The sequence below is a fragment of the Stenotrophomonas sp. Steno-Z10-BAI genome (assembly GCF_056393115.1).
Window position 1 is genome coordinate 165,316 of record NZ_JBWJOZ010000007.1, and the last position, 13,602, is coordinate 178,917.

Sequence of the window (13,602 nt, forward strand, 5' to 3'; positions counted from 1 at the left end):
CGGCATATGAGCTTACATGGACGTACTTGCAGCGGGTCCCGACAACCCACCCGTGCCCGCCCACGCCAGGGCGAGTCCAGCACTGAAGGCTCTTGCTCTGAAGGCCGTCGCTCTAAGGGCCGTCACTCTAAGAGCCATTGCTCCAATAACGAAGATCAAAAAAAAGACGGCGCCCGAAGGCGCCGTCTTACTTCCACTCAGCGGCTTGGAGAGAGTAAGCCGCAGATCAGAAAAGGTTGATCAGGCGAACCCGATCAGAAACGCTGCTGATACTTCATGTACATGTAGCGGCCGATATCGAACCCACCGTAGTACGTGAAGCTGCTGTTCGGCTGGCTGTACATGATCGGGCCCTGATGGTCGAACACATTGTTCACGCCCATCGAGACCGTGCCATTCCACGGCAGCACATAACGCACCTGGATATCGTGGAACGTGTTCGAACCCACCTTGTTGATGCCCTGGCGGCCCGTGTACGCCGAACTGAAGCCCGGATTGCTGCACTCCGTCGTGTACGCACAGTTCTCCTTCATGCTGGAGTAGTAACGCGCCGTCCAGCCCAGACCGAAGTTGCCGAACTGATAGTCCAGGTTGAGGTTCGAACGCACGCGGAAGTTGCCTTCCCAGCCCGTGTACTGACGCACCGGCGTGGTGTCGACGTTGTCGTTCTTGCGCTCCAGGTAATCCACGTACGTGGTGTTCCAGGAGACCGCGAACTTGCCGATCGCCAGCTCCGGCAGACGGTAACGGACCGACAGGTCATAGCCGGCCGTTTCCTGATAGCCCGCGTTCAACAGCGTGCGGTCCAGACCGTTGACCTGGCCGATGGTGCGGCCCGACTTGGCACGGGTGAAGCGGTCGCATGCGGCATCCACACCCAGCACGTAGCACTGGTTGAGCATGTCCGTGGCCGACTCACCGACGATCACGTCATTGATGCGGATCTTCCACCAGTCCAGGCTCAGGTCCAGGCCCGAGACGAACTCCGGGCTGTAGACCACGCCCACGGTCCAGGTCTTGGCGGTTTCCGGCTTCAGTGCGGCGTTGGAGCCCGAGCTGAAGTCCGTGCCACCCTGCTGGCCCGGTACCGTCGCGGCGGTGCCGTCAGCGGCGAGCTGGCGGAAGTTGGCCGGGACACCGTTGGCCAGGCAGCGCGCCAGGACCTGCGGATTGTTGGCGGCCGCGCCGAAGCTGGTGTCGCACGGATCGGTGTACGAATCGCGCGTGCTGGTGGTGCCGCCGTACAGATCTTCCACGGTCGGTGCACGGAAGCCGGTGCCGTAGGTGGCGCGCACCAGCAGGCTGTCGATCGGCTTCCACTTCAGGCCGAACTTGGTGTTCGTGGTCGAGCCGAAGTTGTTGTAGTCCGAATAGCGACCGGCCATGTCCAGCGACAGTTCACGCGCGAAGGCCATGTCGGCCAGCAGCGGGACCTGCAGTTCCAGGTAGACCTCGTTGAGCGAGTAATCGCCCTGGGTCGGCTGGCCGGTGGTGCCGGCGATCAGGCCCTTCTGGACCATCAGGTCCGGCGAGTAGCTGGCTTCTTCACTGCGGTGCTCCACACCCAGTGCACCCAGGATGTCACCGGCTGGCAGGCTGAACAGCGAGCCGGAGATGTTCGCGCTGGCCACCTTGGTGGTGCTCTGCATCGTGTCGGTGAAGCGGGTGAACAGGAAGTCCTGCACGTCCTGGTTGCTCAGCGAGCCCGGGCCGTTATAGCCCATCGGGGCCAGCGGGTTCCACGGGGTGCAGCCGGCGATCACGTTGCCGACGCTGCCGCAATGGGCGACGTTGTTGGCATCCAGGAACGACGGGCCGACCGACTGGTTCACGTTCGGCTGGTACATGCTGCCCGTGCCGATGCGCTCGCCTTCGTTGCGGTTGTACATGTAGCTGACGTTCCAGTCCCAGTACCGCGAACCGGTCTCGAAGCTGCCTTCCAGGCCCAGGCTGGCGCGCTTGGTGGTCAGGTTGTTCTCGGTACCGCGCGGCAGCTCTTCGGTGCGGTGCGCAAAGGCAACGTCGCGGCCGAACGGGTTGAACGCGCTGTCCTTGGAGAGCAGCGCACGCGAACCGGTGCTCTGGTACGGGTAGCCGGCCAGCTGCTTGCTGGACTCGCGCTCGCTGTACAGCGCATCGGCGACCAGGCGCAGGTCATCGGTGATCGAGAAGCCACCGTTGGCGAACACCGACTTGCGCTGCAGCCCGGTGACCAGGCTCATGTTGGTCTTGGTGTTGGCGTCGTTGGCCTTGTCCGCCGGCTTGAAATTGCCCAGCTGGGTCGGATCGCCGCCCGGGCCCACGCTGAGGTTCTTGCCATCCACGGTCGCGTAGCCCCACGGCGTGACACCGCTCAGGCCGTCGCCGGTGTGGCGCGGGCCATTCGGGTACGCGGTGAACTCACGTGCGCCGCCCAGGACCGGATCTTCGTCGGTGTACTCGCCGCCCACCGTTACCCAGCCACGCTCGAAGGTCTTGCCGAAGGTCGCGCTGTAGGCGGTCTTCTGGCCGTCGCCTTCGCTGTACTGGCCGACGTAGGCGCTGACTTCGGCACCGTCGAAGTTCTTGCGGGTGATGATGTTGACCACGCCGGCGATGGCGTCCGAGCCGTACAGGGCCGAGGCACCGTCGGTCAGCACTTCCACGCGCTCCACGATCGAGGACGGGATGGAGGCCAGATCGGAGTAACCGCCGGCGCTGACGCCCATGCGGCGGCCGTCGATCAGCACCAGGCTGCGTTCCGGGCCCAGGTTGCGCAGGCTCACGTACATGCCGCCGAAGTCGCGACCCGATTCCAGCGAGGAGGCACGGCTCATGCTCGGCGAGCCGGCGGCGGTGACGTCCTGCAGGATGTCGGCGACGTTGACGTAGCCCTTCTTCTCGATCTCGGCGCGGTTCAGCGCGACGACCGGCTGGGCCGATTCGACACTGGCCTGGCGGATGCGCGAGCCGGTGATCTCGATGCGATCCAGGTTGGTGGTGCCGTCATCGGCACTTTGTGCGAAGGCGGGGGCACTGCAGCTGGCGACAAGCGCGATGGCGATCGCGTTGCGCAGCGGATTGGTCTTCAAATACATCCGTGCGTTTCTCTTTCTCTGTAAAAACATTCGCCCGTTGGGGCGGCGTGGGGAACAACACACCACGACGTGGGGGGCGGGAGTCTAATGACTTTTCAAATTTTTTACTTTCATTTGAAAGCGTAAAAAGCGCTGTAAATGAACGATGGCTGACAAAACCACGCATTCAGACGAAACCTTTTTCACATCGTCGTGAGGTGCACACCAAACAGCACCCTCGCGTGGGGCCGAGGCAGCAATAGCGGCGAGGTGCGAAGCAACTTGAGTGGATACGACCTGCCGTCGCAGCCTGCGTACAGCTGCGCGCTCCACAGCTAAACGTGCAGTGAACACGCACGCATAAAAAAAGAACCGCACTCTTGCAAGTGCGGTTCCGAAGTTGCTATTTCGCGTGCGCGATCACGCGCAGGCGCGTTGTTCAAACGTATCGCTCAGGTCTCACGCAACGCCGTGGTGATCGGCAGCCGCGCTGCGCGCAGGGCCGGGAACAGGCCGCCGACCAAGCCGATGCCGAGCGCCCACTTCAAGCCTGTCCACAGCAGCTGCGGCGAGACCTGGAACTGGAACACCACCTGGCTGAAGTTGTTGCCCAGCGTGGAGACGGTGTAGTTGTTGAACACCAGCCACGCCACCAGCCCACCGAGCAGGCCGCCGAGCAGGGCCAGCAGCATCGTCTCCAGCATCACTGCGGTCACCACCGGCACGCCGCGGAAACCGATCGCCCGCATCGTTGCGATCTCACGCGCCCGTGTCGCCACGGCCGCATACATGGTGTTGAGTGCACCGAACACCGCGCCGATCGCCATGATCGCGCCGATCACCGTGCCCAGGATGCTGATCAGCTTGCTCAGGCCGCCGGACTGCTTGCGGTAGTAGTCGCGGGTGGTCTCCACATCCAGCTTCAGGCGCGGGTCGGCCTCCATGGCGTCCTTGAACTGCTTGAAGCCCGCCGCCCCTTCGGTGCGCACGTTGACCGACTGATACGCACTGCGGTTGTACGTGGTGGACAACGTCTGCGTGTCCGACCACAGCTCCGACTCATGCACGTCATTGGAGGCGAACACACCCACCACCGTCCATTCCTGCTTGCCCAGCTGCAGGGTCTTGCCGATCTCCAGGCCCTCGAACTGCGCCTGCGCGCCCTTGCCGACCACGATCTCGCGCAGGCCCGGCTTGAACCTGCGTCCCGCGATGATGCGCACGTTGTCGCGCACGGCCCATGCCTGCTCGCCGACGCCGCGGAACTGCACGTTGGTATCGCTGTGGTCGCTGCGCGAGAGCAGGCTGATCACCTGCGACAGCTCGGCGGAGATCAGCGGTTTGCCGTCGCTGCCGCGGGCCACGCCGGGCAGGTTCTCGATCAGCGGGACCTGGTCGCGCATGATCACCGAGTTGGTTTCCGCCTGCGAGCCGCCGCGCAGCACGATCGCCACGTCATCGCTGCCGCTGCGCTCCAGGGTGGCCTTGAAGCCATTGCCCATGGCCAGCATCGCCACCAGCACCCCGACCACGCCGGCGATGCCGACCACGATCACCGAGGAGGCACCCCAGCGCTGCGGCAGGCTGGCAATGCCGATCCGTGCAGCCGCCAGCGACAAGCGGCCACTGCGGGTCAGCACCAGCCACGCGGCCAGCAGCACCGCGATCGCCAACACCATCCACCACGGCAGCACGATCCACACCACCAGGGCGACCAGCAGCGCCACTACGGTCAATACGTTCCACATCCAGTGCGTTTTCATGGTGGTCTCCTCAGCGCCCCGCAAGTGCATCGACGATCTTCAACCGCTGCGCGCGCAATGCCGGCAGCAGGCCCACCACGATCCCGATCACCGCCATCAGGCACAGCGCCATCACCCACGTCTGCGCCGGCACGCCGGGCAGGCTGATCATGCCCTGGCTGCTGGCGCTGATCACCGGCATCACGACCGAGGCCAGGCCCATGCCGATCAGCCCGCCGAGCACGATCAGCAGCACCGACTCGACCATCACCAGCACCAGTACCGTGCCATCCTTGAAGCCCAGCGTCTTGAGGATCGCCAGCTCCGGGACGCGCTCGCGCACGGCCTGGGCCATGGTGTTGCCGGTCAGCAGCACGAGGGTGAAGAACACCGCGGCCATGATCCCGGTGACGATCAAACCGATATCGGCGAACTGCTTGGCAAACGCCTGCGAGAAGGAGGCCTCGGTCTGCGACTTGGTCTCATGGTCGGAGTTCAGCGACAGCGCATCGATCGCCTGCGCCACGCGTGAGGCGTGGGCAGGGTTCTCCAGTTGCACGGTGTAGAAACTGACCTGGTTCTTGATGTAGTCGTTGGATTCATCGAAGTAGCTCCAGTGCAGCATCATCTGGCTCTCCGCACCAGCGTTGTTGCGGTCCTTGGCCCGGTAGATGCCGCTCAATACCAGCGGCCAGTCGTTGCTGCCCTTGCGCGGGAAGATCGTGGCCTGCATCGGAATGGTGTCACCCACCTTCCAGCCGAAGCGCTTGGCCAGGGCTTCACCGACCAGTGCACCGGTGCGGGTGTTCTTGAATGCCTCGGCCTGCTCGGGCGGCAGCTCGAACTCCGGGTACAGGTCCATGTAGTTGTCCGAGACCGAGAAGCTCGGGAAGAAGTTCTTCTGGTCCTGGTAGATGCCGCCGAACCACATCGCGTAGTTGACCTTGCGCACGCCCGGGGTGGCTTCGATATCGCGCAGCAGCCGCAGGGGCAGGCTCTGGGTGATCGAGAGCTTGGAGGAGACCACCAGCCGCTTGGCGCCTTCGATGGTGTCACCGCCGGAGTTGAACGCTACCCGGACCGAATCGAGCATGCCGAACAGCAGGAAAGCCGCCACCACCGACAACAACGTCAGCAGGGTGCGGGTCTTGCTGCGGAACAGCTGTGCCCAGACCAGCGAGAAATATTTCATCGCCGCATCCTCCGTCAGTGGGCCGCTGGCGCGTCGGCCAGTTCGCCCTTGTCCAGGTGCACCGTGTGCGTGGCGTACTCGGCGGCCTTGGGATCATGGGTGACCATGATGATGGTCTTGCCGTGTTCGCGGTTGAGCTGCTGCAGCAGCCCCAGGATCTCCTCGGCGGACTGGCGGTCCAGGTCACCGGTGGGCTCATCGCAGATCAGGAAGGTCGGGTCGGAAACGATCGCACGGGCAATCGCCACGCGCTGCTGCTGGCCACCGGAGAGTTCATTCGGGCGGTGGCTGCGGCGGTCGGCCAGGCCGACCAGGGTCAGGGCGATCTCGGCGTTGCGCTTGCGCTGCGCGGCGCCCAGGTGCGTGAGCAGCAGTGGCAGCTCCACGTTCTTCTGGGCGGTCAGCATCGGCATCAGGTTGTAGAACTGGAACACGAAGCCGACGTGGTGGCTGCGCCAGGTCGAGAGCTGGCCGCCGCTCATGCGGTCGATGCGCTCGCCTTCGATCTCGATCTCGCCGGCGGTGGGCGTATCCAACCCACCGATCAGATTCAGCAGGGTCGTCTTGCCCGAGCCGGACGGGCCCATCAACGCGACGAAATCGCCGGCCTGGATGTCCAGGTCGATGCCGTGCAGCACCTGCACTTTCTCGGGGCCGCGCTGGTAGGTCTTGGTGATGTTGCGGAGCGAAACCAGGGTGGACATGGGTGGTTCTCCGTGGATCGGGAAGAAAGGGCATTCGGCGCGTCCGGGCGAGGGCCGCCGGGTTCCACAGTGACGGGCAGCCGCCACCGTGCGCGCCGTGACGGCACGAGGGAATCGCACTTGCCGCGAGCGTGAGAGTGGCTCGCGTGACGCAGCTGCTGACCCGTCAGGGGGTTTCGGTGACCTTGCTGCCGTCGTGCAGCTCGGCCGGTGGTGTGGTCACCACGACCTCGCCGGCGCTCAGGCCCCGGGTGACCTGGCGGTCGTTGTTGAGCGTGGTGCCCACGGTGATCGCGCGCTGTTCCACCCGCGCGTCGTCCTTGACCACGAAGGCGACCGTCTTCTGCTCGCGCTCCACGATCGCCGAGGCCGGGACGCGCACGCCCTGCGGTTTGGCGGCTTCGGCAGGCTGGGCGCTCTCCAGGAAGCTGACCCGCACGCCCATCTCGGGAACGATGCGTGGGTCCTTTGTCTTCAGCGCCACGCGCACTTTCACGGTGGCCTTGCCGCGGTCGGCGGTGGGGATGATCGCGATCACCTCGGCCGGAATTTTCCAGTCCGGGTAGGCATTGAGCGTGGCCTCGACCGGCATCTTCGGCTGCACGCGGCCGATGAAGGATTCGCCGACCTCGACTTCGATCTCCAGCGAATCCATGTCCACGATGGTGCCGATGCCGGTGCGGGTGAAGCCGCCGCCCGCCGACAGCGGCGAGACGATCTCGCCCGGCTGGGCAGCCTTGGCGGTGACCACGCCGGAGAACGGCGCGCGCACGATGTTGTTGTCCACGCCCAGGTCGGCGATCGCCAGCGAATCGCTGGCCACGGTGGTGTTGCGCTGGGCGGTTCTGAGCTGGGCGCGGAGGTTGTCGCGCTGAGCGATGGCCAGGTCGTACTGCGAGCGCGAGACCAGCTGCTGGCCAACCAGTGCCTGCAGGCGGCCCGCTTCGGCGTCGGCCTGGGCCACCTGGGCCTGCAGCCCGGCCAACTGGCTGCGTGCGGCTTCAAGCTGCGAGGCGGAGAGGCTGCGCTGGGCGTTGGCATCGATCGGGTCGAGTGTGGCCATCACCTGGCCCTCTTCCACGCGCATGCCTTCCTCGATCATCACCTCCCGGACCTTGCCGGTGATCTTGGCCGAGACGGTGGCCATGCGCCGAGCGACCACGTAGCCGCTGGCGTCGAGCACCGAGCTGCTGGCGCCGCCCTGCTGGATCGCCACCACGGGCGCGGTGGTCACAGCGATCGGGCGCTCGCGGCCGAGCACGAACCAGGCCAGGCCGGCCAGCACAATGAGAAGGACGATCGCCAGCACGATCCAGCGGCCACGTCGCGAGGGCGACGGGGGCGGCGAACCGGCCTTGCGGTCGATGCGGAGTTCCTTGAGCAGTTCAGCGGATGCGTTCATCGTGAGTCTGGACGGGGAATCGGGCCGAGTGTGACCGCATCGGCGGCCGAGGGGCAAACCGGCACGGTGGCCGGGGTGGTGCACAGCATGCCCGGCAGCCTGCGGCGCCGGCAGTGACAGCTGTCACCCGCATGGGCTGACGACGGCCACTGCGGTGGGCCGCGCCGATGACGGACGCTGTGGCTGTCCTCTTCGGGAGTCCGCCATGACTGAATCCATTGCCTCTCCAGTGGCCTGCCTTCGCTGGCACCGCTGTGGCCGACCTGGCATCTGGCCCAGCTGGCATTGCCGGCGGTCGGCCAGCCGGCGCAGGGCAGTGCTTGGGTGCATGTGGCCGTGCTGCTCTGCATTACCGTCATGGCGCTTGGGCTGGCACGGCGCCGCCTGCGGCGCATCGGCTGAAGTGGCATGATCGCGCCTGTTCGTTCTGCCCTGGAATCGTCCGTGTCCTTCAGTCGGCCCGCCTCCCTGTTGCGCCCTGCGCCGGATTCGGCCGTGGCCGAGAACCTGCGGCGCGGCAGATCGCCGTGGGTCGATGCGATCCACCTGCTGTGGACGCTGTGGGTGTTCCTGACGCCGTTGTTCGGCGGTGGCTACACGTGGCGCTGGGCGGCGCTGACCCTGCTGACCTATCCGGTGTTCCTGGTCCTGTACGCCGCTGTGCTGCTCGCACCGCGTTGCCACGCACCGCGCTATGCGCTGTCGATGGTGGTACTGGGGCTGGTGCCGCTGGCGTGGTACCCCTCGGCGGTGAGCTACTTCATTTTCGGCTGTGTCACCCTGCGCGTCTCGCGCCGCAGTGGCTACGGGCGCTATCTGCTGCAGCTGGTGGGCTTGAACGCGTTGTTCGTGGTGGTGGGTCTGTTGGCCCACTATCCGTGGCAGGCGCTGATCTGGATCCCGAGCATGGCAATGATCATCAGCCTGGTGGTCAATTTCGAAACCGCGAGCCATGAACAGGATGCAGCGCTGCAGCTGTCCCAGGATGAAGTGCGCCGGCTGGCGGCGACTGCCGAACGCGAGCGCATCGGCCGCGATCTGCACGATCTGCTGGGGCATACGCTGTCCTTGATCACCTTGAAGCTGGAGCTCTCGCGCAAGCTGGCCGACCGCGATCCGGTGGGCTCGCGCCGCGAAGTGGACGAGGCTGAAACGATCGCGCGGCAGGCGCTGGCCGAAGTGCGCAGCGCGGTGACCGGTATCCGCGCCAGCGATCTGGCCGCCGAACTGGCTTCGGCCCGATTGCTGCTGGAGTACCAGCATGTGCATCTGCACTACGCGCCGCCGCCGCCGATGCCGGTCGATACCGAGCGTGCGCTGTCGCTGGTGCTGCGCGAGGCGGTGACGAATGTCGCCCGCCATGCGCAGGCGCGGCAGGCGTTGATCACCTTCGAACAGGACGGGCGCAGTCTGTTGATGCAGATCCGTGATGACGGGCGCGGCGGCGTCCACGTTGATGGGAACGGGCTGACCGGGATGCGCGAACGCGTCGCTGCACTGCGTGGCACCCTGGCGGTGCAGTCGGCAAAAGGGGAGGGCACCTGCGTGACGGTGCGGGTCACCTTGCCGGCCGCGACCACCGCCGTGGTGGCGCCGGTGGAGATGCCGACCGCGCCGTCGCTGCCTGCCGGGGGCGCATCATGATCCGCATCGTGCTCGCCGAAGACCAGGCGATGGTGCGTGGCGCCTTGTCCGCGCTGCTCGGGCTGGAGCCGGACATCGAGGTGCTCGGCAGTGCGGCCGACGGCGAGGCCGCGTGGCGGATGCTGCAGCAGCTCAAACCGGACATCCTGGTCACCGACATCGAAATGCCTGGGCTGTCCGGGCTGGAGCTGGCGCAGCGGATCGCCCGCCAGGGGCTGCCGATCAAGGTGGTGATCGTCACCACCTTCGCGCGTTCGGGTTTCCTGCGCCGCGCGCTGGATGCCGGCGTCTGCGGCTACCTGCTCAAGGACGCCCCGGCCGAGCGCCTGGCCGATGCGCTGCGCCAGGTGCAGCACGGCGGCCGCGCGATCGACCCGCAGCTGGCATTGGATGCATGGTCGCAGGCCGATCCACTCAACGACCGCGAGCGTCAGGTGCTGCGCCTGTCCGGCGACGGCCGCTCGGCCAGCGAGATCGCCACCCAGCTCGGCCTCTCGCACGGCACGGTGCGCAACTACCTGTCCGAGTGCATCGGCAAGCTCGGCGTCGCCAACCGCATCGAAGCGTATCGGCTGGCGCGGCAGAAAGGCTGGCTGTAACGCGGTCGGTGGCTACCAGGATGCCAGGCAGCCTGATTTATCCGGCATCATCGTTGCGCTCTTTCTCCGGCCCCTTCGCCATCGCCTGGAACACGCCATCGCGGCGCACCCACAGGTGGAACAGCGCCGCTGACAGGTGCATCACCACCGTGGCGAACAGCACATAGGCGAGCAGGCTGTGTGCGTTGCGCAGGGCGGCGTACAGCGCCGGGTTGTGTGGCAGGATCGCCGGCAGGTGGACGCCTCCTCCCATCACGATCGGGTAGCCGCCGGCAGAGAGCATGCCCCAGCCGACCAGCGGCATCGCCAGCATCAGTCCGTACAGCACCCAGTGCGAGGCATGCGCGGCCGCGGCCTGCCAGGCGGGCAGATCGGCTGGCAGCGGCGGTGGGCGATGCCGCAGGCGGTTGTACAGGCGCACCAGCACCAGCAGCAGGATCGCGATGCCGAGTGGTCGATGCAGATCGATCAGCATCGGCCGCCAGTGCAGCGAAGCGACCATGGTCACACCGACGAACAGCATGGTCAGGATCATCGCCGCCATCAGCCAGTGCAGGACGCGTGCGAGGAGATTGAAATGGCCGGCATCACGGTTCATCGCGCACCTTCCTTGCCCGTCGCAACGGGTGCTTTGCCGCTGGCGATTTCGCGCTCGCGGCGATTGAACGATTGCGAATACACCGCCGAGCGTGCGGCCAGGATGGGATCATCCGTGCCCGCTACACCACTGGGCAGGATCAGCGGATCGTAATTGAGATCGCGGCACGCGCCGGTGGCCTGCGGCTGCATGCTGCTCAGGGTGAGTGTGCCGGCCTTCACCTGGCGGCGGTCCTCCGGCCAGACCTGCGAGGGATCATTGACCGGGTCGCCATCATTGGCGAGGGTCACCCACATATCCCAGCGCACCGGGCCCTGCGCCAGCCGCTGCGCGAACTCCTCACTGAGGAGATCATCGTCGGACTGCGCGCGCTGCTCCGGCGTCATGTCCTCGAAGGGCGCCTGCGGGCGCATGCTCCAGCGCACGAAGCGGTGGCTGCCATCGGTGGCGGTGAAGCGGAAACTGTTGACGCCGTTGTAGGTGGTGTTGGCCCAGCTGTTCGACCACGGGGCGGTCTTGGCCCACTGCTGGAAGGCACGCGCGGAGGGGTACTTCTCCAGCACGGCGGCCATCTTTGCCGGGTCCGGTTTACCGGTGGCCGGGTCCGGGATGCCGGCGCGGGTCTGTTCCAGGAAGGCCTCGGCAGTGGGCACCGCGAAGAACGGGAAGCTGTTCATCGCCATGCGCCATTCCTGGCCGTCGTCGCTGACCAGCTGCAGCGCCATGCTGCGCACGCGGGCCTTGTTGTCGGCGCCATGCGGGTCACCGCCGCCGATCGAGAGGCGGCCCAGTACCGGTACCTGGCGCTGGCGGAACACGCGTGCCGAACTCAGCGCCGCGCCCTCCGGTGTGCCCTGGAACACGCCGCTGACGCAGACACCTTTGGTATGCGCGCGGCGGAAGCCGGGCTGCGGGGGGCCGGTCGCCTCGATGGCATCGGTGAAGGTCTGCGCGGTGACGCGGTCGCGGCCGATCCAGCCGGCCAGCCAGGCAAAGGCCAGCACCAGGCCGCCGGCGATCAGGGCGATCAGGGCGATCCACAGCAACGGTGAGGGAGGGCGTGGGGCGCCCGGTTCGCGACCAGCGCGGGTATAGCCGAAGAGCGACATGTCCGGATTCCTGCCTTCACGATGCGTGTGGGTGGGCGACAGGAGCATGGTGTCAGAACCCGGCGCAGGCCGATATTCACATTTTCGACAACGTTTCAAAAACGACGATCCCCGCCGGGGCGGGGATCGTGTGGTTCAGCGCGTGCCGGGCATCACCCGGCCGTGCTTCAGGCGTAGCGCGTCTTGAGCATCGCCCACGCCGAGCGCAGCGCCAGCGCCTCGCCACCGGCCGGGCGGCCCGGGCGTTCGCCGTCGTTCCAAGCGTATACATCCAGGTGCGCCCAGGTCTGGCCTTCCGCGATGAAGCGCTCCAGGTACAGCGCGGCGGTGACCGAGCCGGCCATGCGCGAACCGGCATTGGCCAGATCCGCGATGTTGCTGTGCAGGTAGCGCAGGTACGGGCGCCACAGCGGCATGCGCCAGACCGGATCGCGCACCGATTCACCGGCCTGCAGCCACTGCTGGGCCAGGGTGTCGTCGTTGCTGAAGAGCGCCGGCAGATCCGGGCCGAGCGCGATGCGGGCCGCGCCGGTCAGGGTGGCGAAATCGAGCACGATCTCCGGCTGCTGCTCGCTGGCATAGGTCAGTGCATCGGCGAGGATCACGCGCCCTTCGGCGTCGGTGTTGTCGATCTCGATGCTCAGGCCCTTGCGGGTGGCGATCACTTCGCCCGGGCGGAACGCATCCGGACCGATCGCGTTTTCCACCGCCGGGATCAGCAGGGTCAGCTGCACCGGCAACTGCTGGGCCATGATCAGGCCGGCCAGGCCCAGTGCGTGCGCGGCGCCGCCCATGTCCTTTTTCATGTTGCGCATGCCGTCGCCCGGCTTGATGTCCAGCCCGCCGGTATCGAAGCACACGCCCTTGCCGACCAGCGCCACATGCGGCTGGCCCGGGTTGCCCCAGCGCAGCACGATCAGGCGCGGCGCGCGATGCGAGGCGCGGCCCACCGCGTGGATGGACGGGAAGTTCTGCTCCAGCAACGCATCGCCGGTGATCACCTCGATCTGCGCACCATGCGCGGTGGCCAGCTCGCGCGCGGCGTCTTCGAGCTGCTGCGGCCCCATGTCTTCGGTCGGGGTGTTGACCCAGTCGCGCACGCGCAGGCTGGCGGCGATCACGTCGCGCACTTCAGCCGAGGGCGTGGCGGCCAGCTGGGCCGGCGCGCGGTTCGGTTTGCGATACCGCGCGAAGCGGTAGCTGCCCAGGCCCCAGCCGAGCTGCAGCAGGGTCTCGATCTCCGGTGCCAGTGCATCCGCCAGCGTCCAGACGGTGCCTTCGGGCAGCGCGAACGGCGCATGCGCGTAGCTGTAGACATCCCCCGGGTCGCCCACACCGACGATGGCGCCGGCCAGGCCGTGTTCGCCCGGCAGCAGCACCACGCTGCCACCGCTGCCGTTGAACCGCTGCGCATCCAGCCACGCGCCGAGCGCGTCGGATTGCTGCGCACGCCAGCCGGCGTACTGCTCGCGGGTCATCACGTGCAGCGGCAGGGCGTTGCGCGTCTCGGAAGTGAAACCGTTGATCTGGGACATGGGATTCGAGTGCTCCTTGGG

General features: G+C 66.6%; 10 protein-coding genes. 2 read left to right on the forward strand and 8 right to left on the reverse strand.

From position 1 onward, the window contains the following. Positions 1-254 precede the first annotated feature (254 nt). From AC06E9_RS16645 to AC06E9_RS16665, 5 genes are all read right to left on the reverse strand, one after another. Positions 255-3,077 (reverse strand): TonB-dependent receptor plug domain-containing protein, encoded by a 2,823-nt coding sequence (locus AC06E9_RS16645; RefSeq protein WP_478056466.1) that lies wholly within the window; start codon positions 3,075-3,077, stop codon positions 255-257. Positions 3,078-3,508: 431 nt separating this feature from the next. Next, positions 3,509-4,819, reverse strand: coding sequence for an ABC transporter permease (locus tag AC06E9_RS16650; protein WP_478056467.1), 1,311 nt, complete (start codon positions 4,817-4,819; stop codon positions 3,509-3,511). Between the two features lie 10 nt (positions 4,820-4,829). Further along, entirely contained in the window at positions 4,830-5,990 is a 1,161-nt protein-coding gene (locus AC06E9_RS16655) for an ABC transporter permease (protein WP_478056468.1), read from the reverse strand. A gap of 14 nt (positions 5,991-6,004) precedes the next feature. Further along, positions 6,005-6,694, reverse strand: coding sequence for an ABC transporter ATP-binding protein (locus tag AC06E9_RS16660; RefSeq protein WP_102788867.1), 690 nt, complete (start codon positions 6,692-6,694; stop codon positions 6,005-6,007). Between the two features lie 166 nt (positions 6,695-6,860). Continuing rightward, the gene (locus AC06E9_RS16665) at positions 6,861-8,096 is read right to left on the reverse strand and encodes an efflux RND transporter periplasmic adaptor subunit (RefSeq protein WP_121044189.1); all 1,236 of its coding nucleotides are present in this window, start codon (positions 8,094-8,096) and stop codon (positions 6,861-6,863) included. A 408-nt stretch (positions 8,097-8,504) separates the two neighbouring features. Here AC06E9_RS16665 and AC06E9_RS16670 point away from each other — a divergent pair, with 408 nt between their 5' ends. Both AC06E9_RS16670 and AC06E9_RS16675 read left to right on the forward strand, forming a co-directional pair. Beyond that, positions 8,505-9,740 (forward strand): sensor histidine kinase, encoded by a 1,236-nt coding sequence (locus AC06E9_RS16670; RefSeq protein ID WP_478056469.1) that lies wholly within the window; start codon positions 8,505-8,507, stop codon positions 9,738-9,740. Continuing rightward, entirely contained in the window at positions 9,737-10,339 is a 603-nt protein-coding gene (locus tag AC06E9_RS16675) for a response regulator transcription factor (protein ID WP_046274363.1), read from the forward strand. The genes AC06E9_RS16670 and AC06E9_RS16675 overlap by 4 nt, the downstream gene beginning before the upstream one ends. Positions 10,340-10,376: 37 nt before the next feature. Here AC06E9_RS16675 and AC06E9_RS16680 read toward each other — a convergent pair whose 3' ends face one another. The 3 genes from AC06E9_RS16680 to AC06E9_RS16690 form a co-directional block, all read right to left on the reverse strand. Beyond that, entirely contained in the window at positions 10,377-10,937 is a 561-nt protein-coding gene (locus AC06E9_RS16680; protein WP_121044183.1) for a cytochrome b, read from the reverse strand. Further along, positions 10,934-12,046 carry a catalase family peroxidase gene (locus tag AC06E9_RS16685; protein ID WP_478050227.1) on the reverse strand — a complete coding sequence of 371 codons (1,113 nt, stop codon included), beginning with the start codon at positions 12,044-12,046 and terminating at the stop codon, positions 10,934-10,936. Before AC06E9_RS16685 ends, AC06E9_RS16680 begins: the two co-directional genes overlap by 4 nt. A gap of 167 nt (positions 12,047-12,213) precedes the next feature. Continuing rightward, positions 12,214-13,581 carry a leucyl aminopeptidase family protein gene (locus AC06E9_RS16690; protein ID WP_152152882.1) on the reverse strand — a complete coding sequence of 456 codons (1,368 nt, stop codon included), beginning with the start codon at positions 13,579-13,581 and terminating at the stop codon, positions 12,214-12,216. Positions 13,582-13,602: the final 21 nt, after the last annotated feature.